The organism is Lysinibacillus sp. BF-4, assembly GCF_000743635.1.
GTDB classification, from domain to species: Bacteria; Bacillota; Bacilli; order Bacillales_A; family Planococcaceae; genus Metalysinibacillus; species Metalysinibacillus saudimassiliensis.
On the sequence record NZ_JPUW01000021.1, the window covers coordinates 20,098 to 43,010 of the forward strand.

Below are 22,913 nucleotides of genomic sequence, written 5' to 3' on the forward strand. Positions count from 1 at the left end.
CTATCCGTATAAGTCAAAAAATCACTCCCTATAGAGAGTGATTTAGTCTGTTGTTGATAGTTGCCAATGTCGGTAACCTAGCAATTTTGTATAGAGGGCTTCTTCAGTTGCCTCTGTTTTTGTGCCTATAATAACACTTTGTCCACGCTCACCAAACATTAAAAAATGCGTGTGCATAAGCGCATTTAAATACGCAAAGCTCTGCGTATGAGTATCCTGAATAACAGGCTTATACATAACATATTTGTGCTGTGTAGCTACTAAAAAATTATTTTCTACCACATAGCGATAATTATGACGCAAGAAATGCATAAAATCCATAGCTGAGGCAATGGTCGCTCTAAAGCTTGGCACACCTTTATGGTAAATCGCATTTCCTTGACTCGTTAATACCGTACCTATATCACCAATCCACTCGATGTTTTTAGCGGTAATAATTTCGCTACGTACGTCGTCATAGCCCTCAAATGTAATATAAAAAGGATAATGAAAGTAAACCTGCGCAAGCTCCGCAAAAATTGAAGGTGCTGTCGCAATGTTGCTTGTAATTTCGTATATGCCATAATCGCCTTCCACAAAACAATACAACTCATCAGCAGTAATTTTAGTTATGTCCATAGGCTCTCCTTTGTAAAGCAACGCATCGTAATATGCTTAGCCGCCTCGCGCTGAGCTCGCTCGCATACATATTGCTTTGTTAAATTTTTAGGATTATCACCATACCGAATATCATCCAACATCTCCGATAGCTCAAACCATACTTCTAATGGCTCTGGTTGACCATAAGCGAGCCAAACATGCATGAGTTGAATAATGGCTTCTTCCCATTGCTCACCTTGTTTAATGTAAGCAATTTGTCCATTAATATAACTTGCCAATTGTTCATACGGCGTGGGTATTCCCATACGCTTTTGATAGTTATAAAAAGCATCTTCAATCATGTAGGTGTAAGTCTCAGCTGTATAGCTTGCAAGTGCATATAAATTAACATCTTGCCTGCCGTTCATAATCTCATATAATGCCCAATCAATATAATCTTGATGCACCACAATTTTTTTACTTATTTTATACCAAAGCATACCGTAATCCACTGCCGCCACGTCCCTTCAAAAAAATACTACTTTCATTATACCTTAGCACAAATAAAAACTGCCCCCAAATTTTGAGGGCAGTTGTCAAATTATTTTAATTGAAGAGTAATCGGTTCCATTTCATGCTCTTTTGCAATTGGCCCACTTTCTAGACCTGCATAAATTGCTTTTGGTGTAAAAGTTAGGGTTGTAGCTTTCTCATCAACCGCATTAAGTGTCGAACTCGCTATCAAAGTCACCCCCTCATCATCACTTGTAGCACCATTATCTTCAATTTCATAAATATTACCTAAGTCATCTGTAATATCAGTGAAAAGCACTGTCACACTACCGTACTTCCCCTTTAACTCTTCAGCCATTGCTGTTGAATAATAAATAGTTGTAATAGAAGGCGTTTGTCGTAACTCTGTTAGATGCAAGCTTACTCCCTCTTCTTGGATACTATACTGCAATGGTAGTGTAGTCGCTTGTTCCGCATCTAGGGTAAAGGCAAACGACCAATTGCCTGAGATTTCTTTTTTTCTATCTGTTGTTAAAATACCCAAATCCCACGTAACGTCAACCGACTCGAATTTTTTACCATGAGGTGTGACTGTGGTAACACCAACATAGGTATTATCACTAATTTTTTCTAAGGTATATCTTCCCGTACTTCCCGTCGAACCTTTAATTACAGGTTGTTCGCTAAATGATGGATAATCACCTAAATCTTCTTTAGACTCTACTGCATAATAAACTGTTAATGTTGTACCATCAAAGATGGCACGGTCTACCATTACTTTAATACCTTTATCTTCACTTACTTGCAGTAGTGCTGTTGCATTTTCACTTTTTGCTTCATCAAGTGGGCTGTCGGTAATAAACGCTACTACATTTTGCATAAATGGAATGCGCTCAGCTAACGCTGGTGAGGCAACGCCTGCTGCAGTTAAACCAGAAACAAAAATCACTGCGGCAGCTGATACCTTTGCAAATGCACCCATTTTCTTTTTAGGTTGTTGTTTTATAATATGTTGTTTTACGCGTGCTTTTTCCATTTCTGTGACCTCCATAGGCTCGATTTCATCAATATTAATATTTTCCCATTGTTCCTTCATGCCCATCGCTCCTTTAGTTGCTTAGCTAATTGATGTTTACCACGATATAGTCGATTGTCTACAGCCGCTTTGCTTAAGTCTAAGCGCTGTGCTATTTCGTCATTAGGCAATTGTAGATAATACTTCATTAAAAAAATATCACGGTCTAGCTCAGGTAGCCCACTTAGCAACAGTAGCAGCTTGTTGCGTTCCTGCTGGTCATATACGGCTACTTGAGGTAGCTCTTCTTTCACTTGCTCTCGCTGTGCACGCTTTGTTAATACGCGGTAATGATCGATTGCCTTATACTTAGCAATTGTGCCAAGCCATTTTTTAAAATCGGCTGGCTCACCTTCAAACTTTGAAGCATTTTGCCAAACGGTTAAAAATACATCATTAACACACTCATCTATACTATCTGTGTGCCCAATTGGCTGTAATATTTTATAAGCAATCGCTTTAACAAGTGGCATATATAAATCAATCACCACGGTTAACACCTTTTCATCTTGCTTTCTTAAACGTTTAAGTTGTTGTTTTGTAATCATAGCTATCTCCTTTGTACAAAAAGCGCTCTCACCTTATACAACGACAGCACTTATGAATTATTCTCAAAAAAACAAAAAAAGTTTATACTAGAAAAGAAGGAGTGGTTATTATTCATACTTTAACGATGACTGCTAAGGAGCAACCCGTTATTGAGCGAGCCTTAGTCATACATATTTTAGGTGTTATCTCTGCACTAGAGCACCGTAGTATTACAATAGAAGAAGCCGAAACATTATGGTTTTGTCGAGAGGTTACTACACTTTTACAGCGCAAAGCCATTCGACATGAAATTGTACATATTTTACAGCTAGGGCGTGAGCTACGCCAAATCGAAAAACTCATCCCTCATGCTGTCCCTAAAAGCCTACATGATATGCGTACCCTTGCAACGAATTGGTTAATTTCTAATGATACGAAAATTGTAGCGACAGTTTGGCAATAATTACACAAAAAAACAAGAAGCCCATTTACTTGGGCTTCTTGTTTTTTATGTTCGTTGCTCATGCTTTAAGCTTAAATAGGCCTGCTCATATTTTTTAGGGATGCCGAGCTTGCGGTTACTACGCTGAAAGACGCTATCAATACCCTTCATAAAAGTTAGATCAAAACCAATTTTTTCGTCGATTGGATTAAATAATTGGATATCCTTATAGCGCGTAGTTTTTGCGCCAATGAACATATTTTTAGTAATCAATACGACTGCGATACGATTTTCAATGGCACGTAGCTTTAATAATGCAATGGCCTTTTGCTTATTTGTAATATATTTATTGACGTGATAAACAATAATATGATGCTCACCTGGTGTAGATGGCTGATTGTGCACGTACAATCTATTTTTTAAATCTTTAAATGTTCCACTATGTATATGCACCCGCTCACCGTTCTTTTCAACAACAAATGAATTTTCGTGCTGCTCAACCTTATCAAGCTTTGTTTTAACGCGCTTACGTCGCGAATCAAAGTATACGTCGGCTTCCACATCGTTACCAATTGTAAATGCCTCATACTTTTTATCACTATAATAATTTTTGTTTTTTTCTGGTACATACTCAAGGCATGCTAAATCAAATAAATGGCAAGCATCCTCATGGTCAAAGCTATCACCAACCATAAACTCAGGCACAATGCGTACGCCTTTACGGTAGGCAATAATGTCTGATGCCTGCTTTTGCTCAGGGTCATGCCCCATCGTACATAAAATGAGCGCTGAGGTTTCAAATGAACGCCCACGTAATACATTATGCCATTTTGACATTTTGACATTGCCCTCCGTTAAGTGAATCAACATGTCCATACCTTCACGCTCAAGACGCTCGGTAATTAACGGGAAAAATAAATCATGACTAATAATTGCTTGAAGTGCGTAATCTTTTAAATAGATTGGACGGTATACATCCTTGTCCGTCAACACTTGTGGGTCATAATCAAAGGCTAATTTAGTTGCTGTTGAATGCTTCACAAATGCGGTTTCACGCGTCTCCCAATCTTTAGGGTTAGGGTTATAATAAAGTGCCCACTCTGAGCCATCGGCTAGGGACACGCCGCTTAATAATGCCACACGTAATTTATCAGCCATCTTGTACATAATTTTCATAGCGGCATCATAAGTCGCTGCTTGATAAAAGCTTTCTGGAAAAACGACGATATCCACCTCTTGCTGGGCAACGATTTTTTCTATCTTCGCTAGTAATGCGCGCACAGTAAATTGTGTATCATAAATCGGCTGAATCATCAAAATTTTCAAGTGATGCGACCTCCTATCACTACTGCATTTGTATTTTACTATAATAAAAAGGTAGAGGATTAATTTCCCTCTACCTTACATTGTATCAACAATTATGAATTAACGGTGTAAATTTAGCGTACTTTTTCAATATTTACAGTAACTTTAAATAAATCGCCGTCTACTGCAATATTCATCTTACCACCATGCATATCTACAATAGATTGTGCGATAGCTAAACCTAAGCCTGAGCCTTCAGTATGACGTGATTTATCTGCTCGCTTAAAGCGTTCAAATAGTTCATCCACATTGCCACCAATTTCGTATTTTGCAATATTTTTAATAGCTAGCTCTGCTTGCCCTTGTTCATTTTCTTCTAGGGTGACATACACACGCGTATGCGCTAACGCGTATTTACGTACATTAATCATTAGGTTATCAATAAGACGCCACATTTTTTGCCCATCTACATAAGCATAAATTGGTGCTTGTGGCATTGTCATACGTAGTTCAAGATTACTTTCGGCAAGCTCCTCTTCATGCTCACCAACGACTTGTGTTACAAGCTCCATTAAATCTACACGTTGTTTGTGTAGCTCCATGTTGCCACTTGCCATTTTAGAAACTTCAAATAAATCTTCAATTAAAATTTTAAGACGCTCTGATTTTTTGTCGAGTACCTCAACATAAGAACGACGCTCCTCTGGTGTAAGATTATCGTTTTTAAGTAGCTCCGTATACGTAATAATAGACGTTAATGGCGTACGTAAATCATGGCTCACATTGGTAATTAACTCGGTCTTTAAACGCTCACTCTTTGCCTGCTCATTCATCGAATCTCGTACACCTTCACGTAGCTCATTTAAATTTTGAGCGTGCTTTGCAAACACTGAACGCCCTTTAATAGCAATAGGACGATTTAGCTTCCCTGCTGCGAGGTCTTCTGTATCTTTTACAATACGACTTAAATAGCCCATGCGTGCTAGGAATAAAAAGAAGCCCGAAAACCCTACAATGAAGCAAAGGAAGAAGATAAACATACCGCCACCACCATTAAGGATTGTTGTTGCTGCCATCCCACCAATAAATGAACATGATAGTAACAGTGTCGTTTGTAAAAACAATGAGCGGTTTAACACAATATCATAGCAGGCCACTAGCATCTGACGTAAATAACTTTCCTTCATTAACTCAAAGAAATTACCCTTTAACTCTGCACGGTAAATTAAACTATTTACACTCGCCACTAACAAAGTTGTTGTAGCTATCACAATGAGTAACCACGGAATCAATGCACTGCCTTGCTCTAATAGTAATAAATTAGACATGCGCGAAATACTAATCATAAAGCCAAAACCTGACGCTAAAATAAGCGCTAAATGAACGTCTAGCTTTGTTTGATGGAAGAATGTTACGCGCTCATATACTTCTCGCAAGCGAGCCTTCATCAGCAATAAAATAAGTAAACTGATTACACCACTCGCCACAAAAGCTAAAAAGACATAATGCTTCATTAATACTTGTCGATAGGTGTTGTAATAATTAGATGCTTTAAATTTATTTTCATCAATCAATAGCACGCCTTTATAGTAATGCGTTTGATTGCTAGCCTCTCCTTTTTTTGACTCCGTTAGCATTGGCCACGTATAATCACCATCTTGAAACACCCACTCCGCATTACGCGCATAAGTGCTAGCGACTAGCATTTGTGTTTCTTGATTAAAGTTGTATTTTTTAATCGCCTTCGCTTCAACATCGCCTGATTGCTTTACTTTTCCTGTGTCTACATCTTTTAAGCTATAGCTAATGTACGGAAAATTATTTATAAGCTCAGTGCGTTGTTCTTCTATTTGTGCTAAATAGCTTTCTACAACTTTTACTTTTTCTTTCGTGATTTTTTTCTTTACGTGCTCGTCATCTTCAAAGTTCTTTTTAATATCTTGTAATTTTTTATCACGTTCTTCTGTAAGCTGTACTTTACGCGCTTCATTACCATTTTGATTTGCCTCATTTATTGCTTCTTCATATTGAAAAGTAATGTCAGCAATTTGCTCTTCTTTTGAGCCATAGCGATAGCGGTATTGATCAATCTCACTTGTCGAAACATCAATACTACGTACCATTGCCTCTTTAGTCGGAGGGTTTAATACAAGCGGGCCAACATCTATCAAATAGTCTTCCATAACATGCTCATACGTGTACTTGCTCGCAATATTGTCATAAAAATAATCTGGTCGCTCTAGGGCAACAATCGCCACAATTAATACCCATACCGCTAAAGCAACAATAATTTTTTGTCGCTTTTGATTTTTCATGCTTCTTCCTCCTAAACAATGCGACGCAGTAGTTGCATAACACTATCAAAATTTTCTTGGATATAGGTCAGTGTATGCCCCATAAATAAAACAATGCCAATAACAGCGGCACAAAATCCTAAAAATGTTATCATGCGCTCTATATTATTTTTCAATTTTATAGCCAATGCCCCACACCACTTTCAAATAACGCGGATGCTTTGGGTCAGCCTCAATTTTTTCACGGATTTTACGGATATGAACAGCTACAATGTTTTCGGCATTATATGCCTCCTCATTCCAAACACGTTCATAAATCTCTCGTGTCGAAAAAACACGGCCTGCATTTCGCATTAATAATTCTGTTATTTTATATTCGATTGGCGTAAGCTGCACAGGCTCACCATCCACAATTACTTCTTTACCTACTTCGTCTAAACAAAGCCCATCTATTTCAATCACATCATCGTCCTTCTCATACGTACCTAATTGTACATAGCGGCGTAGTTGTGACTTTACACGCGCTAACAGCTCTAAAGGATGGAAGGGTTTTGTCACATAATCATCAGCGCCTACGGATAAACCATGGATTTTATCGCTGTCCTCAGCCTTCGCACTTAACATGATGATTGGAATATTACGCGCTTCTCTAATTTTAAATGTTGCTGTAATGCCGTCCATCTCTGGCATCATAATATCTAAAATAATTAAATGTACTTCATTTTCTTGGAGCTTTTGCAGCGCTTCTACACCATCTGCCGCCTTAATTACGTTATAGCCCTCATTTTTTAAATATATTTCAATACCATCACGAATTGCCTGGTCATCATCTGTTACTAGCACCGTTAATTTCGTCATGATATTCACCTCACTCTCATATATAGTGTAAAATATAATTCTTAACAACTTATCTATTCAATTATGAAGATTTCCTTAAGACGTATTATAATCTAAGGAGGAAGGGAGCGCTTGCGATGTATAAAACAGCAGCTGAAACTGCGAACGACTTAAATATGCCATTACACCAAATTGTACGCTATATTCACGATGGACGTATTCGCGCTGTACATGATGGAGAGAGCTATTTAATTAATAGCGCACAGTTTGATACTTATCACGAACAACTAGAGCGTATTAAAGAGGAAATCGAAATTTGGAAGAGCACGCCGATTCCACCAGACATTGATATTAAGGATGAAGATTAATGGATATACTCGTTAACTACCAATGGTATTGGTTTTTATTACTCGAAATAATTTCGACAATTGGGGCACTTGCTTTTATTGTTATACGCTATAAAATAAAGAACCGCACATTAAGTCAGTTAGCATTAGCACTATTTATTGTACCGCTACTGCTCGAAGCAGGGCTTGCTTTACTGATTTATCAACAAACTAAAGAAATTACAACATTCCATATTGTGATTATGGTCTTTTTGCTTTATGCTTGTACATTCGGCGTTGCAGACTTTAAAAAGATTGACCGCATGGTTCGTATTTGGCTCGGCAAGCGAGCAGGCGAAGATTTATTAACAGCAACTGAACATGCACAACTTGCGCGCGAAAAAAGCCCACAGTATATACGCACAAAATCGCTACGCAATTTAGTTATCCACAGCGTGATTTTTGTTGCAGCAGTTATCTACATGTGGATAACTTTCGGCAATACTGACTTTACGTTAAGTCTTCGTTGGGTAACAGATAGTGACCGCATACAACCGTTAACGAATGAAGTTGCGAATACGGTACTACGCGTCTGGCTCATTGCCTATAGTATAGATAGTATTCTTAATCTTTCATATATTTTAACGCCTATAACCAAAAAACGAATTTGACATTAGTCAAATTCGTTTTTTCTTCAGTAATTCTTCAGAATTATGCACACTATTCCTACACAATTGCCTGCTACACTAAATGTCGAAAGGATGTTTTTTAATGTCAACACGACAAAAGTGGATAACAGTCACTTTATTTGCGATTTATAGTACGGTACTGCTTTGGATTATTTTATTTAAAATGCAATTTTCACTACAGGATATTTCTACAATTCGTTATGTTAACGTCATACCATTTGATAAGCCCATGGTGACAAACGGCAAAGTTAATTATAGTGAGATGTATCTTAATGCTTTAATCTTTGCGCCCTTTGGTATGTATCTTGCAATATTAAAACCAAAGTGGTCAATCCTAACACAGTTAGCACTAATAGCTCTCGTTAGCTTAAGCTTTGAAGTGCTACAATATATTTTTATGATAGGCTCTAGTGATAGTACCGACTTGCTAATGAACACAGCTGGAGGTTTGCTCGGTATTATTTTTTATAAAGTAACTGTCACTTTAGCTAAAACACGCGCACATAGTCTACTTATTGGCTTTGCACTCATTGGTACGCTCTTGTTTTTAGCTATTGCTACATTGCTTATTATCGCCAATATATAAAAAAGAAGCGACACATGGTGTGCCGCTTCTTTTTTTTACTAAATTCGGACAACAAAGCCCGCACGTTTACCAATAATTTCAGCGTAGTCTTCTACCATAACGCTAGCTGTTGGGTACATTCCTGCACCAGGACCAACTAATGACAATGTGCCAATATAATTTGTTTCAAGCGCTACTGCATTATTAACATCATCCACTGGGTACAGCGGGTGCTCTGCATCTACAAGCATTGGGCCAACCTTAGCAAAAATAGTGCCATCTTCACGTTTTTCGACTTCTGCTACGTGACGGTAACGCAAACCTTTAGCCGTTGCTTCTTCAACTTCTGCTGCTGAAATACTATCAATACCAATAACATCAACATTATCCCAATCTGGTTGCTCACCAAATGCTAGGGCACTTAAAATCATAATTTTTTTGAAAGCATCTTGACCTGACACATCATTATATGGATCTGCTTCTGCATAGCCAAGCTTTTGTGCTTCTTTTAATGCATCTTCAAACGTCCAGCCTTCTGCACGCATTTTCGTTAAAATATAGTTTGATGTACCGTTTAAAATCCCTTGGATGCGGCTAACATCATTTACGAGTAGAATATTTTTCATTGTTTTAATAACAGGTACACCGCCTGCTGTTGTTGCTTCGTAGCCGACAAATACACCGTATTCCTTCGCTAACTCTTGCAACTTTAATCCGTGCTTAGCAAACATTACTTTATTAGCTGTAATAACATGACATTTATTTTCGACAGCACGCTTTAAATAGGTATAAGCAGGCTCCTCATTTACGATAGCCTCAAATACAACTTGTAAGCCTTGCTCTTCAAAAATATCGTCAATATTTTCAGTCATTAAGTGCGCTGTACCAGGTACGCGCTCACGGCTTGCATCTGTTACAAGAATTTTTGCAACCTCTAGCTCTAAGCCTAATTTATTTTTTAATTCCTCACGCTTTTCGTTTAGGATATTGTAGATGCCCTGACCTACTGTGCCAAATCCTAAAATTGCTGCCTTTATTGTTGCCATAATTGTATTCCCTCCACAATCTCTCTAAACTTAACTTACTGAAAATTGTAACGTATCTATTCGCTTTTTACAACATTAATCTTTTCCACACGTACAGTTGTTTTTTTAAGATGGTCAGTTATTGGAGTTTCTTCTATTATAAAAGACCATCTCCGCAACTACGGAAATGGTCTTTCGTAAAATTCGTCTCATGTAGCGACTAGTCGTCCAATTTTGCCTAACCAAATGGGGCTTTGGCTATTGGCACGACAAGGCATATGTTTAGTTTGTTGCTGCAGCAATAGCTTGGTCAAGGTCAGCAATAATATCTTCAATTGCTTCTAGTCCGATTGATAGGCGGATCAGCTCCTCAGATACACCTGCAATCTCAAGCTCTTCTTTTGATAGTTGTTGGTGCGTAGTTGATGCTGGATGGATAATTAATGACTTTGCATCACCCACGTTAGCTACGTGAGAGAATAATTTAACATTATCAATTAAGTTAGCACCTGCTTCACGGCCACCTTTAATACCAAAAGTTAAAATTGAGCCGTAGCCATTTTTTAAATATTTATTAGCTAACTCATGCGTCGGGAAATCAGTAAAGCTATTATGATGCACAAATGTTACAGATGGGTGCTCTTTTAAATACGTCGCTACCTTCTCCGCATTTTCGTTATGCTTAGCTACACGTAAATGTAATGTTTCTAAGCCTTGTAATAAATTAAATGCCGCATCTGGACTTAATGTTGGTCCAAAATCACGTAATAATTGTACGCGTACTTTTGTTGCGAAAGCTGCTGCCGCCGCATCAATACCATAGCGAATACCGTGGTAACTTGCATCTGGCTCTGTAAAGCCTGGGAAGCGGCCTTGTGTCCAGTCAAACTTACCTGCATCAACAGCTACACCACCAATTGTTGTACCATGCCCGCCAATCCATTTTGTTGCTGAGTGAATTACTACATCTGCACCAAACTCAATCGGGTTAGAACCATAAGGAGAAGCAAATGTGCTATCTATTAATAATGGTAGTCCATTTTCGTGTGCAATCGTAGCTACTGCTTCGATATCTAATACTTGCAAGCTCGGGTTACCAATTGTTTCGGCAAAGATGGCTTTAGTATTTTCATTAATAGCTGCTCGGAAATTTTCTGGGTTTGTTTCGTCTACAAATACTACGTTAATGCCGTAACGTGGTAAAGTGTTAGCAAATAAATTATATGTACCACCATATAATGAGCCTGCTGCTACGATTTCGTCGCCTGTGCCTGCGATATTTAAAATTGAGAAAGCAATTGCCGCCATGCCTGAAGAAAAGGCCACTGCTGCAGTACCACCCTCAAGTGCTGCTACACGTTTTTCAAAAACATCCACTGTTGGATTCATGATACGAGAGTAAATATTGCCGCCCTCTTCAAGTGCGAATAAACGACGTGCATGCTCTGTGCTATTAAATACGTAAGACGTTGTGCGATAAATCGGAACTGTACGTGAGCCCGTTGGATCTACATCCTGCCCTCCGTGTAATAATAATGTTTCTGGTTTAAAGTTTGTCATAAGTAATTGCCTCCCAATTTGTTTTACGAATGGCATCCTTAGAGGAGGTTTTACGAAAAAATAAAAAACCTCTTCTATGAATAAGAAGAGGTTGTAGTTACATTTTCCTCCCCTTATCTTCCAGACAATTGTCTGTAGGACTTAGCACCATTGTGATGGATCACTGGTTGCTGGGCATCTTAGGGCCTATTCCCTCCGCCGCTCTTGATAAGAGTTATTTGTTTGAATTGCCTTCGTTGTTACACAGTATATACCCAACTGTTTTACTAAGTCAACAAGTAATTTATTTTTTCTGAAACTTCAAAGTTATTACATGCGTATAGTATGATGAAATCAATCTTACTAAAAAGGGGGAAAGGCTATGTTAATTACGGGCTTACTTGTTAGTGTCATTGGCTATTTCATTGGCTGTCTTCATGGCTCTGCCATCGCACAAAAATTATCAGGGGTTAATTTAAAAGGCGTTGGTTCTGGCAATGCAGGTGCCTCTAATGCCACCCTTACACTTGGTTGGAAATACGGTGTGCTTGTCGCTATTATTGATATTTTTAAAGGTGTATTCGCTATTATTTTACTGCGATTTGCGCTACCTTATACCGAAGTTAACGCGACTGAAGCCAATACACTACTTTACCTAATGGCAGGCGCTGTTATTTTAGGACATAACTTTCCGTTGCAAATGAAATTTAAAGGCGGTAAGGGAACCGCCTCTTTAATCGGTACTTTTATTGCATTAGATTGGCAAATGGGTTTGCTCGGGCTCGCCCTATTCGTCGTCATTGGGATTGCTACTAATTATTTAGTTATTGGCTTGTTGGCATTATACATTACCTTTATTACGATTGCCGCTTGCTATTATGGCATGATACCAACGCTCATTACCTTACTCTTATTTAGTGTCACGATTTGGTTACACATCCCAAATGTTAAAAATATTTTTGCAGGAACTGAGCCTAAGGTACGTAATGCTTTTAAAAAGAAAGCAACGTAATAAATAAAATAACTGTAATTGCATCACTCCATGTCGCAATGACTGGGCTTGATGCACTTGCTGACTGCTTTACCACATAAGGTAGCACAGTACCCACTAATGAGCTTAATACAATAGCAAGCCATGCACAGCTCATTAGTGCTATTACCGATTGCCCGCCCATATAGGCAAGCACTCCAATGATACAGGCTACCACCGTGGCAATTAAACTCGCTGCTAAGCTATCACGCAGCAAAAGCTTTTTAAAGTCGCCTGCATTGCCTTGTTCCTTAACACGTGTGGCAGCCGTTAGCGATTGTATGCCTGCGTTACCTGCGATACTCGCAATAAGGGGTACTGCGAGTGCAATGCTATAAGCATGCTGTGGATTTAAATAAATAAATACAACAGGAATCATACTAATTACAATAAGGCGCAGTAACCACCCCAACCTAATTTTTGTTGCCTGCATAACCCCAATATCTAAATCAATCGCACCACTTACACCTGCTAACTCTCCGAAATCTTCTTCGGTTTCTTCATAATACACGTCCATCACATCATCTACAGTCACAATACCTAATAACTTCCCTTGCTCTGTAACAGGTAAGGCTAATAAATCATAATCACGTACAATATGCAAAACCGTTTCCTGGTCAATATGCGTTTCCACTGAAATTAATTTATCCTGCATGATTGCTTCTACTATTGTAGTGGGCGCTTCTAATAAAATATCGCGTAGTGACACCACACCTCGTAAAATTTCTTCATCATCGACAATATAAATATAGTAAATTGTTTCAGCGTTTTCGCCTTGCTCACGCACATGTAGCAATACATCTGCAACTGTATGTGTAATGTGCGCCACCATATACTCCGTCGTCATGAGTGCACCTGCAGTATGCTTACCATAACCAAGCATACGCTTTACTTTATCCGCCTCATGCACCTCTAATAAATTTAAATAGGGTACGGTTTCCGCAACTGAAAATCCGCTCAAAAAATCTACCATTTCATCTGTTGGCATTGCACGTACCGTTTCCTGTGCATACGCGGGTTGTAACTCCTCTACTACCATGCGTTGCTCACTTGGCTCTAAGCGCCCAAAGATTTCGGCAAACTCTGCTGGCGCAATATAGCGATATAAGCGCTTGCGTGTATGCTCATTTAACATATAAATAAACGCAAGTTGGTCATTAGGATGGAGCGATAAAAACTGCTTACGAAAAGCGGGGCGTTCTTTATTTTTTAAGTGTAATGCTAAATAATACGAATACTCCTGCCAGTTTTTAATTGTTGTCATTGTTATCACCTACTTATAAATGTTCGACCTCCACGCTTACGACATGCTCAATTTTTTTAAATAAGTAATAAATCTCGGTTGTGTACTGATCTTCTGGTGCTGATAATAATAAATTCACATGCTGTGCTTCGTCGCTAACGTCTTTAATTTTGACATTACGTACGGAGATAGTCTGGCGCTTTTCTTTTTTTAGCGTGCGTGTTTTTCCCTCAATCGTTTTTAATAGTTCTGTCATTTTAGTATTTGGTTCCATTACAAGCTTTACCGCTACATCGCGCTGACGTAGTTGCTGTGGTCCAATTTTTTTCACTACAGGAGGGATTACATTCACTGCTAAAATAAATAATAAAACTGCGTAGGTTGCTTCGACATAAAGCCCTACACCAACTGCAATACCAAGCCCTGACGCTGCCCAAATTAATGCGGCACTCGTTAAACCTGAGATTACATCATTATTACGACGCAAAATCACACCTGCGCCTAAAAAACCAACACCACTCACAATTTGTGCCGTCAAACGCATTGGATCCATATTGCGAAATACGGGCGTAGCGAAACGATGAAACGATTCAATAGAGACAACCGTAACTAAGCAGCTCGCTACACAAATAATCATCGTAGTCTTTAACCCTAATGGCTTATGCTTTAATTGACGATCAATACCAATAAATAAACCGAAAAACAAAGCAATCGTTAATTTCATCATAATTTCTGTGTGCGTCATCTCGCTACACCGCCTTTCTTATAAGCCTAAATACCAAGCCGCAATAGAGAAGTAAATTAATACACCTACAATATCTGCAATAGATGTAATCAGTGGTGCACTCGCTGTTGCTGGGTCTAGCTTTAATTTGTTGAAGATGAATGGTAGTGACATACCAATTAAGCTACCTACCATTACTACAATTGTCATTGTTAATGCTACAACTACTGCAATTTCAGCACCACCGCGCATGAAGCCTACAACAGATACGGCTGCTGCCATTGTAATACCAAGTAAAAACGAAATCGTAATTTCTTTTGTAAAGAGCTTCATCCAGTCCTTTATTTTTACATCGCCAAGTGCCATGGAGCGAATCATTAAAGTAGCTGCTTGCGAACCGGCATTACCACCGCTATCCACCAGTAAAGGCAGGAAGAATACTAAAGCAATATTATTTTCGATAACATCCTCAAAGTGAGCAATACCTGCACCTGAGAAGACGTTCATAAATACAAGCAACACAAGCCATGTAATACGCTTGCGGTAAAGTAAAATCGCACTCGCATCCTTCAAACTCTCACCAATTGGCGATACAGGTGCCATTTTTAAAAAGTCTTCGGTTGTTTCGTCCGTCATCACGTCTAAAATATCATCAACATGTACAACGCCAATCATTTGAAACTGCTCATTAATAACAGGAACGGATAATAAATCATCACGGTCAAAAATCTTTGCTAGCTCCTCTTGGTCCATATCAGACGGCGCAAAGGTAACATCCTTCGTCATCACACCATCAATACGCTCCTCTTTTTTAGCGAGCAGTAACTCTCGTACAGATAGCACACCACAAAGGCGACTATTGTCATCTGTTACGTAAAGGTAATGCAAGTTTTCCTTGTTCTTCGCATTTTTTCGGAAATATGCGATTGTGTTGTCCACTGTGAAATGGGCAGGCACTGTAATATAGCCTGTGTCCATGATTTCACCAGCTGACTCAAATTTGTATGGCTTTGTCATAAAAAAATCCTCCTAATCATTCACCTCCACATGCAATGCTGAGAAGTGAACATTTCCATTTATCTTACTCCGGCAATTCGCTGAATCTGGGGAACTATCCAATTCCCACCACCCCCTTTTATAAAAAAAACACCCCTCTACGAAAGAGGAGTGTAAAATAAGCGCAACAAAAAACACTTAAATAAACCCCCTTCGTAGAGTTTTAGCACTATATGACATAGGATTTTTTCCAGCTACATTAAAAATCACCTTAACTCGATGATTTCTGTTGACCCATTGGCGTCTTTGGACGTTTCTGGGCAGCAGCATGTCTTCATATAGGAGCCTCACCTAACGAGTGTTTACTTGTCGAAAGCATAAAAAAAGCATCCCTCTCTACAAAGAGGAATGCTTAACAAACATCACTAAATAAATGCTTATTATATAAATAAGCCATAGCAAATAGAAGCCTCTTTCGTAGAGTTTTAGCACTATATGACATAGGATTCTTCCAGCTACATTAAAAATCACCTTAAGTCGATGACTTCTGTTGACCCATTGGCGTCTTTGGACGTTTCTGGGCAGCAGCATATCTTCATATAGGAGCCTCACCTAACGAGGAAATATTATTTTTTACTACAATGTCTCTCGACAACTATAGTTATACGCCACATGAAAATGCTTGTCAATCTCACTTTTTATAAAAACTGTCTTTTCTAGACGTACAAAGTTGCACCAACACGCATAACAGCAACGTTCTACATAAAATAGCAAACTTTCTTTTTTTGTACTAAAATAAAGGTGTAACACAGAGAAGGGATGGATTATATTATGGTAAAAGAACTTTTACGTAGCCACTCATCTGTACGTATTTATGATGGCGAACAACTTTCAAAAGAGACTGTTGTGGATTTGATTGAAACCGCTCAAATGGCAGCTTCTTCACATTTTGTACAGGCTTATAGCGTAGTTTGGGTAACAGATGAAACTAAAAAAGAACAACTTGGCTTACTATCAGGTAACCCGCGTCAATACGAAACTTCAGGCGCAGCTTTTGTATTTTGCGTAGACTTTAAACGCCTACAAGCGGCAGGTAAATTAGAAGGTGTAGACATCGTTGCAGACTCTGCTGAAAACGTATTAGTTGGCGTAGCAGATGTTGCACTTTTTGCACAAAACTTTGTCGTTGCAGCTGAAGCTGAGGGCTATGGCATTTGCTATATTGGCGGTGTACGTAATAAGCCAGAGGACATTAGTGATTTACTAGGTTTGCCCGATTATGTCTTCCCTCTATTCGGCTTAACTATTGGCGTGCCAGCGCGCCGCAATGAGGTAAAGCCACGCTTGCCTGTTGGTGCCGTGCTACATGAAAATACGTATGATGAAAACTATGACGAGCAGCTACAAGCTTTCAATGCAACGATGGAAAACTATTATGGCAATCGCTCCTCTAATCGTAAAATTGATAATTGGACAAAACAAATGGCTGATTTTTTAGTAGAGCAACGCCGACCACATATTAAAGATTTCCTCGCAAAAAAAGGCTTCACTTGGCAATAAAATAAAAAAGGAGCAAGGCTGTAAATTTCTCAGCCTTGCTCCTTTTATTTTATACTACAGGATTGTCAAAATATTTCTTCGCCGCTTCATCATCAAAGCGACCTTCCCACTTCGCAATTACTACGGTTGCTAATGAGTTACCCATAACATTTACTGCTGTACGAGCCATATCAAGGATACGGTCAATACCTGCGATAAACGCTAAGCCTTCAACTGGGATACCAACAGAGCCTAATGTCGCTAGTAATACAACGAAGGATACGCCAGGCACGCCTGCAATACCTTTAGATGTAATCATTAGCACAAGCACTAATGTAATTTGTTCGCCAATTGTTAACGGAATATTATACATCTGTGCAATAAAGATTGCTGCAATGGCCTGATACAGCGTAGAGCCGTCTAAGTTAAACGAGTAACCCGTTGGCACAACAAAGGATACAATATCCTTAGGTACACCAAAGCGCTCCATCTTTTGCATAATCTTTGGTAAAACTGTTTCAGAGCTTGATGTAGAGTAAGCTAAAATCAGTTCTTCTTTTAATACTTTTGCTAACGTAATAATACTAATACCAGCTAATTTTGCAATTGAGCCTAGTACAATAAATACAAATAAGAACATACATAAATACACGAGACCAGCGAGTTTACCCAGCTGCCACAATGCACCTACACCGAATTTAGATACCGTAATACCAATTAAAGCAAACACACCAAACGGCGCAAATTTCATTACAGTATTTGTTACCCAGAACATGGCGTCTGCCACACCTGAGAAGAAGTTAAGCACGGGTTGACCACGCTCACCAATTGATGCTACCCCTAAACCAAATAATACAGAGAAGAAGATAATTGGTAACATATCCCCCTGTGCCATTGAATCAATAATATTTGTTGGTACAATACCTACGATTGTATCCGCAAAGCCTGAACTTTCTACTTCCTTTGTTGTTTCAACATAAGATGAAATATCTGTTTCTGTAATTTCACTCATATCAATACCAACACCTGGCTTAGCAATGTTCGCTGCTAATAAACCAAAAACGATCGCAATCGTTGTAACTACTTCAAAATAAACAATTGTTTTCGTACCTAAACGACCTAATTGTTTCATATCTCCTGTGCCTGCTACACCTAAAATAAGTGTAGAAATAATGATTGGCACAACAATCATTTTAATTAAGTTTAAAAAGATTGTACCAATAGGTTGTAGATAGGTTTCCACATTGGGGTTACCATAAAAAATCGCACCCACTGCGATACCTAGCGCTAAACCAATTAAAATTTGGTACGCCAGACTAATTCTAAATTTTTTCTTTTGCAAACTGCTTACCTCCTTACAAACATGTTTTCATAGAAAAACTTGTTGTTATTATATGAGGCAAACTAGCTTGTCCGACAAAATCCGACAAAAAAATTTATAAAGTTCCTTTAAATTTTATGACTGATAGTACTTTTCTTTCGTTTCAACCGCTAATACTTGTAAAAACTTTTTAATATTTACTTTTATTTTTTTAGGCATCGGTTGCTCCTTTTGAACGGCTTGCATGCATAAACGCACCTCAGCGAACTCAAAATAGCGAGGGGCATAATACTCAAACTCTTGGCTAGCATAATCAACCGCACCCATAATCGCAATATTTTGGGTTGCGGTAATCACAGCACGTCGAATACGTTGCTCAATTGCCTTCGCCTCTTTTGCAATATCTAGACTTGTATTACGTGTAGTAGCTGCAAGGTTTTCGTAAAGATTTTTTAAAGGTGGTAATTGTTTAGGCATATCCTGCTGTGTGCTCAGCATTTCAATAATAGCTACAATATCATCACTACCTGACTGTCCGACAATGCCTAAATCATTTAAAATCGACAGCACAATATCTTTTACTGTTAGTTGGATTTCCTCTTTTGTATCTTTTTCGAAATGCACAAGAGAATCTCGAATTGTAAGTAACGACTGCTTTAATAAAAAGCGCTCTGCTGTTTTTTTAAGGACGTTAGTCACTTCATTTTTATTAATAGGTTTGTGAATAAAAAACTCAATGTCTTTAGCATAAGCTTCACTAACCATATCCTTATCCACTACTTGTGAAATCATCACAAAATGCCCTTTAAAATTTTCCTTTTGTAATTGCTCAATTGTTGTAATACCATCTTGCTTTGGCATTAACAAATCAATCAATACAAAATCAGGATGGCTCAGTAAAATAGGCGTAATGGCGTCTTCACCATTATCTGCCTCTCCTACTACAATGCCTAAATCACCATCTATAATAATTTGACTCAACATACGGCGACTTACCGCATCATCATCAACAATAAAATAACGCATTTCTTCACTCCTCTATCCGACTTTTCGGTAGTGTTATGGTAAAGCTTGTACCTGTTTTAAGCGGCACACAGTTAACCTCTCCACCAAGGCGTTGTACTAAATCACGTACATGCGACAAGCCTATGCCTGTTGCGGCTACACCTGCTTGATTATATTTCGTAGTAAAACCTGGCTCAAAAATTAGCGCAAGGTCCCGCTCATCAATACCTTGGCCCTCATCCTCAATCCTAAACAAAACAGCCTCACCAATAGTGACACTCAAATAAATATTGCCACGCTCCATCGCCTCTACAGCGTTAGCTACAATATTATTTAAAATGGTTAAGACAGCAATAGCCTCACCTACTACAAGATCAGCATCCTGTGCAATATGGATGGTACAGCTCTTGCCTAAATGTTCGGCATAATTTTCGTTACTATTACGTACATGTTGTAACAGCTGTGATAGTTTAGCGGTTTGTGCCATATCTACTGTGATTTTATTAATGCCTGCGTAGATCCGCTGTGAGTCCTTTTTAACCTCGTGTATTTCCTGTGCGATATGTAGTGCCTGTTGATGCGTTGGGTGGTCTTGTTTTTTTAGCTCGCGGTAGAGCGTATAGCTATGTGCCATCACTTGCTCTACATGATCCATCAATTTTTTTAAGTAGAGGGTTTCCATATAAACATTCGCATTCACCGTTAAATCCGTTGTAAGCTGCCGTTGACCGTATGCCTGTGCAATCGAAAAATAAATACCAATGACAAAAAAGCTACGGAAGCAAGCTACTGCAATTACTAATAACCAGCCCTGTACATCAATGAGCTGGTGCGAAAATAAGAAACGTACAGCATGCTCACCGCTATTCGCAATAATCTCCGTAATTACGGCAAGTAGCCCTAGCGTAATCGCTCGCTCCTTATGCTTGTCCATGCGTAGCAATCTATAGCCAATCGCGTACACCATATAAAACACAAAGGTTGGCGCATTGCTGATAAAGCTTGTGGCTAGCTCCTCACCACGCACACTAACATCAATCCCCGTGCGAAATAGCACTACTACAATACCTGTGACGATACCTGTGCGCACCACCCGCTCCGTCGGGCGAATTAATAGTAGTAATAAAAATATAATACTGCCTAAGCCAAAACGAAAATTAATATGTTCAAATGGTAGTAGTTTAATTTCACTACTAATGGCTGTTAAACTTGCAATAATAACAATCCATATCCACTCATAATTTCTATGTGATAATTGCAATGAATTTGTCAAAATAGCAATCTCCTTCTTAATCATGCATTTTTTCATTTTACCATAAGTCACAAAACAAAAGCCTCCACCAAGAGTTTAGGTGGAGGCTTGCGTTTATTCGTTTACTTTAATTGTAGTAATACTCATTTCCTTAACAGGTAGGAATTGCTCACCTGTATCACCATATGTGATTTTTACATCATCACCTGCTTCAATATAAATCGCAAGCGGTTCAGTTTCGGTACTAACCATGAAGTTGTCTTTTGTATCTAATAAGAAATTAACAATAGTATAGTCGCCAATACGCTCCTTATATACACGTACTACTTTACCTGCTGTCGTTTTTTCTTCGGCATCTGCTACGTTCTCTACAGAGCCGCCGCCACGTGTTAAGGCTGCTTTATATAATTTCAGCGCTTCTTTTGGTGTATTTGCATAAACCGAAATCTCAGGGTTTGCTGCGGATACAATAAAGTAGTTTTGTAGGAAGCCGTTTGAGTCCATTACTGGAGTTAACCAGCTTGCCTCACCGTAGAAATTATACAAAATCGGCATTTGACCTGACCATTTTTTCTCAATAAATTTCTTTTCAATAATTTGCAGTGCACCTTGTGAGTCCATATATGACTCGGATAAGTCACCAGTATAATATGTTGCTTGACCAGTATGTGCATGAGTTAATGAGTAACCTAGCATAGAGTCCACATTTTCTTTTGGACTTGTAAAGTCTGTGAAGTAGTACATCTCGCCGTTTTCATCAAATACAGGGCTAACATTTGCCTCTGTACCTTCATCTGACGGTAATTTAATATCCTTTTTGCTTGTTAATGTGTTCCAGAAGCCATGAACATATTTACCATAGTAGCTATTTTGTAAACTTACTACTTCTGGTGCGATAGCGCCATCAATCCATTTTGGCACATCTTTTAATGCATGCTTCTCTGTTTTACCTGTGTTAGCATCCACCATAATAATACCTAATACATCAAAGCCATCACGGGCACTAATATATTTACCATATGAACGAATATAGTATGGTTTGCCCTCGTCATTTACTTCGAGCTGTGGTTTGCCATAAAAAATCATCGTCGGGAATTGTAAACGCATATGACGTGATAGGTTTTTGTTTAAATAAGCAGAAGGAATATAGCGCATTTCCTGCTTAATAAATTTAGGATTAGCTGTTGAGTCAGTGGCACTCATCATAAAGTAACCTGGTGTTGTATCACCTTTTAACCAACGGAAGAAACCTGAAAACTCTACAGGCGCAATATATACATATTCATCTTTTACCTTTTGGATTTGTAAACTACCTAACTCATAATAGCTTGCATCAGGTACTTGCCCAAAAGCTTTTTTCATTTTATTGCGTACAAATTTAGGTGGCACGCTCGCGGGTTTTTTTGTTTCGTCGAACGGTGTTAGCTCAACCTCTTCCTTCATCTCTGCAGATTTAAATTTAGTATCTGCATTAAAAACAGGCGCAGCTAAAATATAAATACCTAAACCTAAACTTGCTAAAAATAATACACCTTTAACTGTGCGCTCCGCACCACTCGAAAAAATCGCGCCTGCTAATGTTAATACAATTAACACAGGCCAAAATGCTAGCCAGTTCATATCCATTTTTGTTACATAAACCGTAGCGGCTGTAATAATAAATGCGATAATAAATAAGCCAAATATTACTTTAAGACGTGTGCTCATAGAAGGCCCGCCGTCTTTATTCTTACTGAACAATGGTACAATTAGTAACGCTGCTACAATCGCGACAACTGCAGAAGCAATTAAATATGGCATCATAAGAATCATTCCTTTCGTATAGTTTATTTACGTGATGTACACAAAATAGTTTCATTTTTTTGGAGGTGCTATGATGTTAACACTCGCCGTATTAATCGGCTTATGCTATATCTTTTTATTTACCCATATTCCGGAGTCTTTGACCTACTTTGGTGAACTACCCACCACTTATTAACCTTGCGGTCTAATTGAAGTGGGGGCTTCTCGACTTATCATTGCTTTTACTAGCCAACGAAAACTGACCGAGCTAACCCTCTTGTTCCAAGAGTTTGTATAGGCTACA

General features: G+C 38.6%; 22 protein-coding genes and 3 riboswitches. Of the genes, 6 read left to right on the forward strand and 16 right to left on the reverse strand.

Going from position 1 to position 22,913, the window contains the following annotated elements:
• Window positions 1-42 precede the first annotated feature (42 nt).
• From CH76_RS08185 to CH76_RS08200, 4 genes are all read right to left on the reverse strand, one after another.
• A complete protein-coding gene (locus CH76_RS08185) occupies window positions 43-618 on the reverse strand; it encodes a hypothetical protein (protein ID WP_036145014.1) in 576 nt (191 codons plus the stop codon).
• Complete coding sequence (locus CH76_RS08190; protein ID WP_036145015.1) at window positions 609-1,091, reverse strand: hypothetical protein; 483 nt, start codon at window positions 1,089-1,091, stop codon at window positions 609-611. Before CH76_RS08190 ends, CH76_RS08185 begins: the two co-directional genes overlap by 10 nt.
• 89 nt (window positions 1,092-1,180) lie before the next feature.
• Window positions 1,181-2,188, reverse strand: a complete 1,008-nt coding sequence (locus CH76_RS08195; protein WP_036145016.1) for a DUF4179 domain-containing protein — start codon at window positions 2,186-2,188, stop codon at window positions 1,181-1,183.
• Window positions 2,185-2,715, reverse strand: a complete 531-nt coding sequence (locus CH76_RS08200; protein ID WP_036145017.1) for a sigma-70 family RNA polymerase sigma factor — start codon at window positions 2,713-2,715, stop codon at window positions 2,185-2,187. The genes CH76_RS08195 and CH76_RS08200 overlap by 4 nt, the downstream gene beginning before the upstream one ends.
• A gap of 101 nt (window positions 2,716-2,816) precedes the next feature.
• On the opposite strand from CH76_RS08200, the gene CH76_RS08205 reads away from it, so the two are divergent.
• Window positions 2,817-3,158: a DUF3969 family protein gene (locus CH76_RS08205; RefSeq protein WP_152553315.1), complete on the forward strand. Its 342-nt coding sequence runs from the start codon at window positions 2,817-2,819 to the stop codon at window positions 3,156-3,158.
• A gap of 45 nt (window positions 3,159-3,203) precedes the next feature.
• Here the strand turns inward: CH76_RS08205 and CH76_RS08210 are convergent, their stop codons facing one another.
• The 3 genes from CH76_RS08210 to CH76_RS08220 all read right to left on the reverse strand — a co-directional run bounded on the left by CH76_RS08210 (window position 3,204) and on the right by CH76_RS08220 (window position 7,594).
• Window positions 3,204-4,463 carry a hypothetical protein gene (locus tag CH76_RS08210; RefSeq protein ID WP_036145020.1) on the reverse strand — a complete coding sequence of 420 codons (1,260 nt, stop codon included), beginning with the start codon at window positions 4,461-4,463 and terminating at the stop codon, window positions 3,204-3,206.
• A 113-nt stretch (window positions 4,464-4,576) separates the two neighbouring features.
• The gene (locus CH76_RS08215; protein WP_051910289.1) at window positions 4,577-6,757 is read right to left on the reverse strand and encodes a sensor histidine kinase KdpD; all 2,181 of its coding nucleotides are present in this window, start codon (window positions 6,755-6,757) and stop codon (window positions 4,577-4,579) included.
• A gap of 144 nt (window positions 6,758-6,901) precedes the next feature.
• Entirely contained in the window at window positions 6,902-7,594 is a 693-nt protein-coding gene (locus CH76_RS08220) for a response regulator transcription factor (protein WP_036145021.1), read from the reverse strand.
• Between the two features lie 116 nt (window positions 7,595-7,710).
• Here CH76_RS08220 and CH76_RS08225 point away from each other — a divergent pair, with 116 nt between their 5' ends.
• From CH76_RS08225 to CH76_RS08235, 3 genes are all read left to right on the forward strand, one after another.
• Window positions 7,711-7,941 (forward strand): excisionase family DNA-binding protein, encoded by a 231-nt coding sequence (locus tag CH76_RS08225; protein WP_036145022.1) that lies wholly within the window; start codon window positions 7,711-7,713, stop codon window positions 7,939-7,941.
• Window positions 7,941-8,570 carry a hypothetical protein gene (locus CH76_RS08230; protein WP_036145023.1) on the forward strand — a complete coding sequence of 210 codons (630 nt, stop codon included), beginning with the start codon at window positions 7,941-7,943 and terminating at the stop codon, window positions 8,568-8,570. Before CH76_RS08225 ends, CH76_RS08230 begins: the two co-directional genes overlap by 1 nt.
• A 100-nt stretch (window positions 8,571-8,670) precedes the next feature.
• On the forward strand, window positions 8,671-9,174 hold the full coding sequence (locus CH76_RS08235; protein WP_036145025.1) for a VanZ family protein: 504 nt from the start codon (window positions 8,671-8,673) through the stop codon (window positions 9,172-9,174).
• 38 nt (window positions 9,175-9,212) lie between these two features.
• Here CH76_RS08235 and CH76_RS08240 read toward each other — a convergent pair whose 3' ends face one another.
• Window positions 9,213-10,199, reverse strand: coding sequence for a homoserine dehydrogenase (locus CH76_RS08240; protein ID WP_036145027.1), 987 nt, complete (start codon window positions 10,197-10,199; stop codon window positions 9,213-9,215).
• 261 nt (window positions 10,200-10,460) lie between these two features.
• Window positions 10,461-11,738 (reverse strand): O-acetylhomoserine aminocarboxypropyltransferase/cysteine synthase family protein, encoded by a 1,278-nt coding sequence (locus tag CH76_RS08245; RefSeq protein WP_036145028.1) that lies wholly within the window; start codon window positions 11,736-11,738, stop codon window positions 10,461-10,463.
• A 110-nt stretch (window positions 11,739-11,848) separates the two neighbouring features.
• A riboswitch (SAM riboswitch) is annotated at window positions 11,849-11,952 on the reverse strand.
• A 147-nt stretch (window positions 11,953-12,099) separates the two neighbouring features.
• Between CH76_RS08245 and CH76_RS08250 the strand changes: the two genes are divergently transcribed.
• Window positions 12,100-12,729 (forward strand): glycerol-3-phosphate acyltransferase, encoded by a 630-nt coding sequence (locus tag CH76_RS08250; protein ID WP_036145029.1) that lies wholly within the window; start codon window positions 12,100-12,102, stop codon window positions 12,727-12,729.
• Here the strand turns inward: CH76_RS08250 and mgtE (CH76_RS08255) are convergent.
• From mgtE (CH76_RS08255) to mgtE (CH76_RS08265), 3 genes are read right to left on the reverse strand one after another with little or no spacing between them, the layout of a single operon-like run.
• A complete protein-coding gene (mgtE, locus tag CH76_RS08255) occupies window positions 12,710-14,011 on the reverse strand; it encodes a magnesium transporter (RefSeq protein WP_036145030.1) in 1,302 nt (433 codons plus the stop codon). The genes CH76_RS08250 and mgtE (CH76_RS08255) overlap by 20 nt on opposite strands.
• Window positions 14,012-14,024: 13 nt before the next feature.
• Window positions 14,025-14,735 (reverse strand): MgtC/SapB family protein, encoded by a 711-nt coding sequence (locus CH76_RS08260; protein WP_036145032.1) that lies wholly within the window; start codon window positions 14,733-14,735, stop codon window positions 14,025-14,027.
• Window positions 14,736-14,753: 18 nt separating this feature from the next.
• Window positions 14,754-15,731, reverse strand: a complete 978-nt coding sequence (gene mgtE, locus CH76_RS08265) for a magnesium transporter (RefSeq protein WP_036145033.1) — start codon at window positions 15,729-15,731, stop codon at window positions 14,754-14,756.
• 181 nt (window positions 15,732-15,912) lie between these two features.
• A riboswitch (M-box (ykoK) riboswitch) is annotated at window positions 15,913-16,076 on the reverse strand.
• Window positions 16,077-16,173: 97 nt separating this feature from the next.
• Window positions 16,174-16,337, reverse strand: a riboswitch (M-box (ykoK) riboswitch).
• A 204-nt stretch (window positions 16,338-16,541) separates the two neighbouring features.
• Here mgtE (CH76_RS08265) and nfsA point away from each other — a divergent pair.
• Window positions 16,542-17,270: an oxygen-insensitive NADPH nitroreductase gene (gene nfsA, locus CH76_RS08270; protein WP_036145034.1), complete on the forward strand. Its 729-nt coding sequence runs from the start codon at window positions 16,542-16,544 to the stop codon at window positions 17,268-17,270.
• Between the two features lie 49 nt (window positions 17,271-17,319).
• Here nfsA and CH76_RS08275 read toward each other — a convergent pair whose 3' ends face one another.
• From CH76_RS08275 to CH76_RS08290, 4 genes are all read right to left on the reverse strand, one after another.
• Window positions 17,320-18,591 (reverse strand): cation:dicarboxylate symporter family transporter, encoded by a 1,272-nt coding sequence (locus tag CH76_RS08275; RefSeq protein ID WP_036145035.1) that lies wholly within the window; start codon window positions 18,589-18,591, stop codon window positions 17,320-17,322.
• 114 nt (window positions 18,592-18,705) lie between these two features.
• The gene (locus CH76_RS08280) at window positions 18,706-19,596 is read right to left on the reverse strand and encodes a response regulator (protein ID WP_036145037.1); all 891 of its coding nucleotides are present in this window, start codon (window positions 19,594-19,596) and stop codon (window positions 18,706-18,708) included.
• Between the two features lie 4 nt (window positions 19,597-19,600).
• Window positions 19,601-20,848: a HAMP domain-containing sensor histidine kinase gene (locus tag CH76_RS08285; RefSeq protein WP_161769880.1), complete on the reverse strand. Its 1,248-nt coding sequence runs from the start codon at window positions 20,846-20,848 to the stop codon at window positions 19,601-19,603.
• A gap of 93 nt (window positions 20,849-20,941) precedes the next feature.
• Window positions 20,942-22,630 (reverse strand): hypothetical protein, encoded by a 1,689-nt coding sequence (locus CH76_RS08290; RefSeq protein ID WP_036145038.1) that lies wholly within the window; start codon window positions 22,628-22,630, stop codon window positions 20,942-20,944.
• Window positions 22,631-22,913 lie beyond the last annotated feature (283 nt).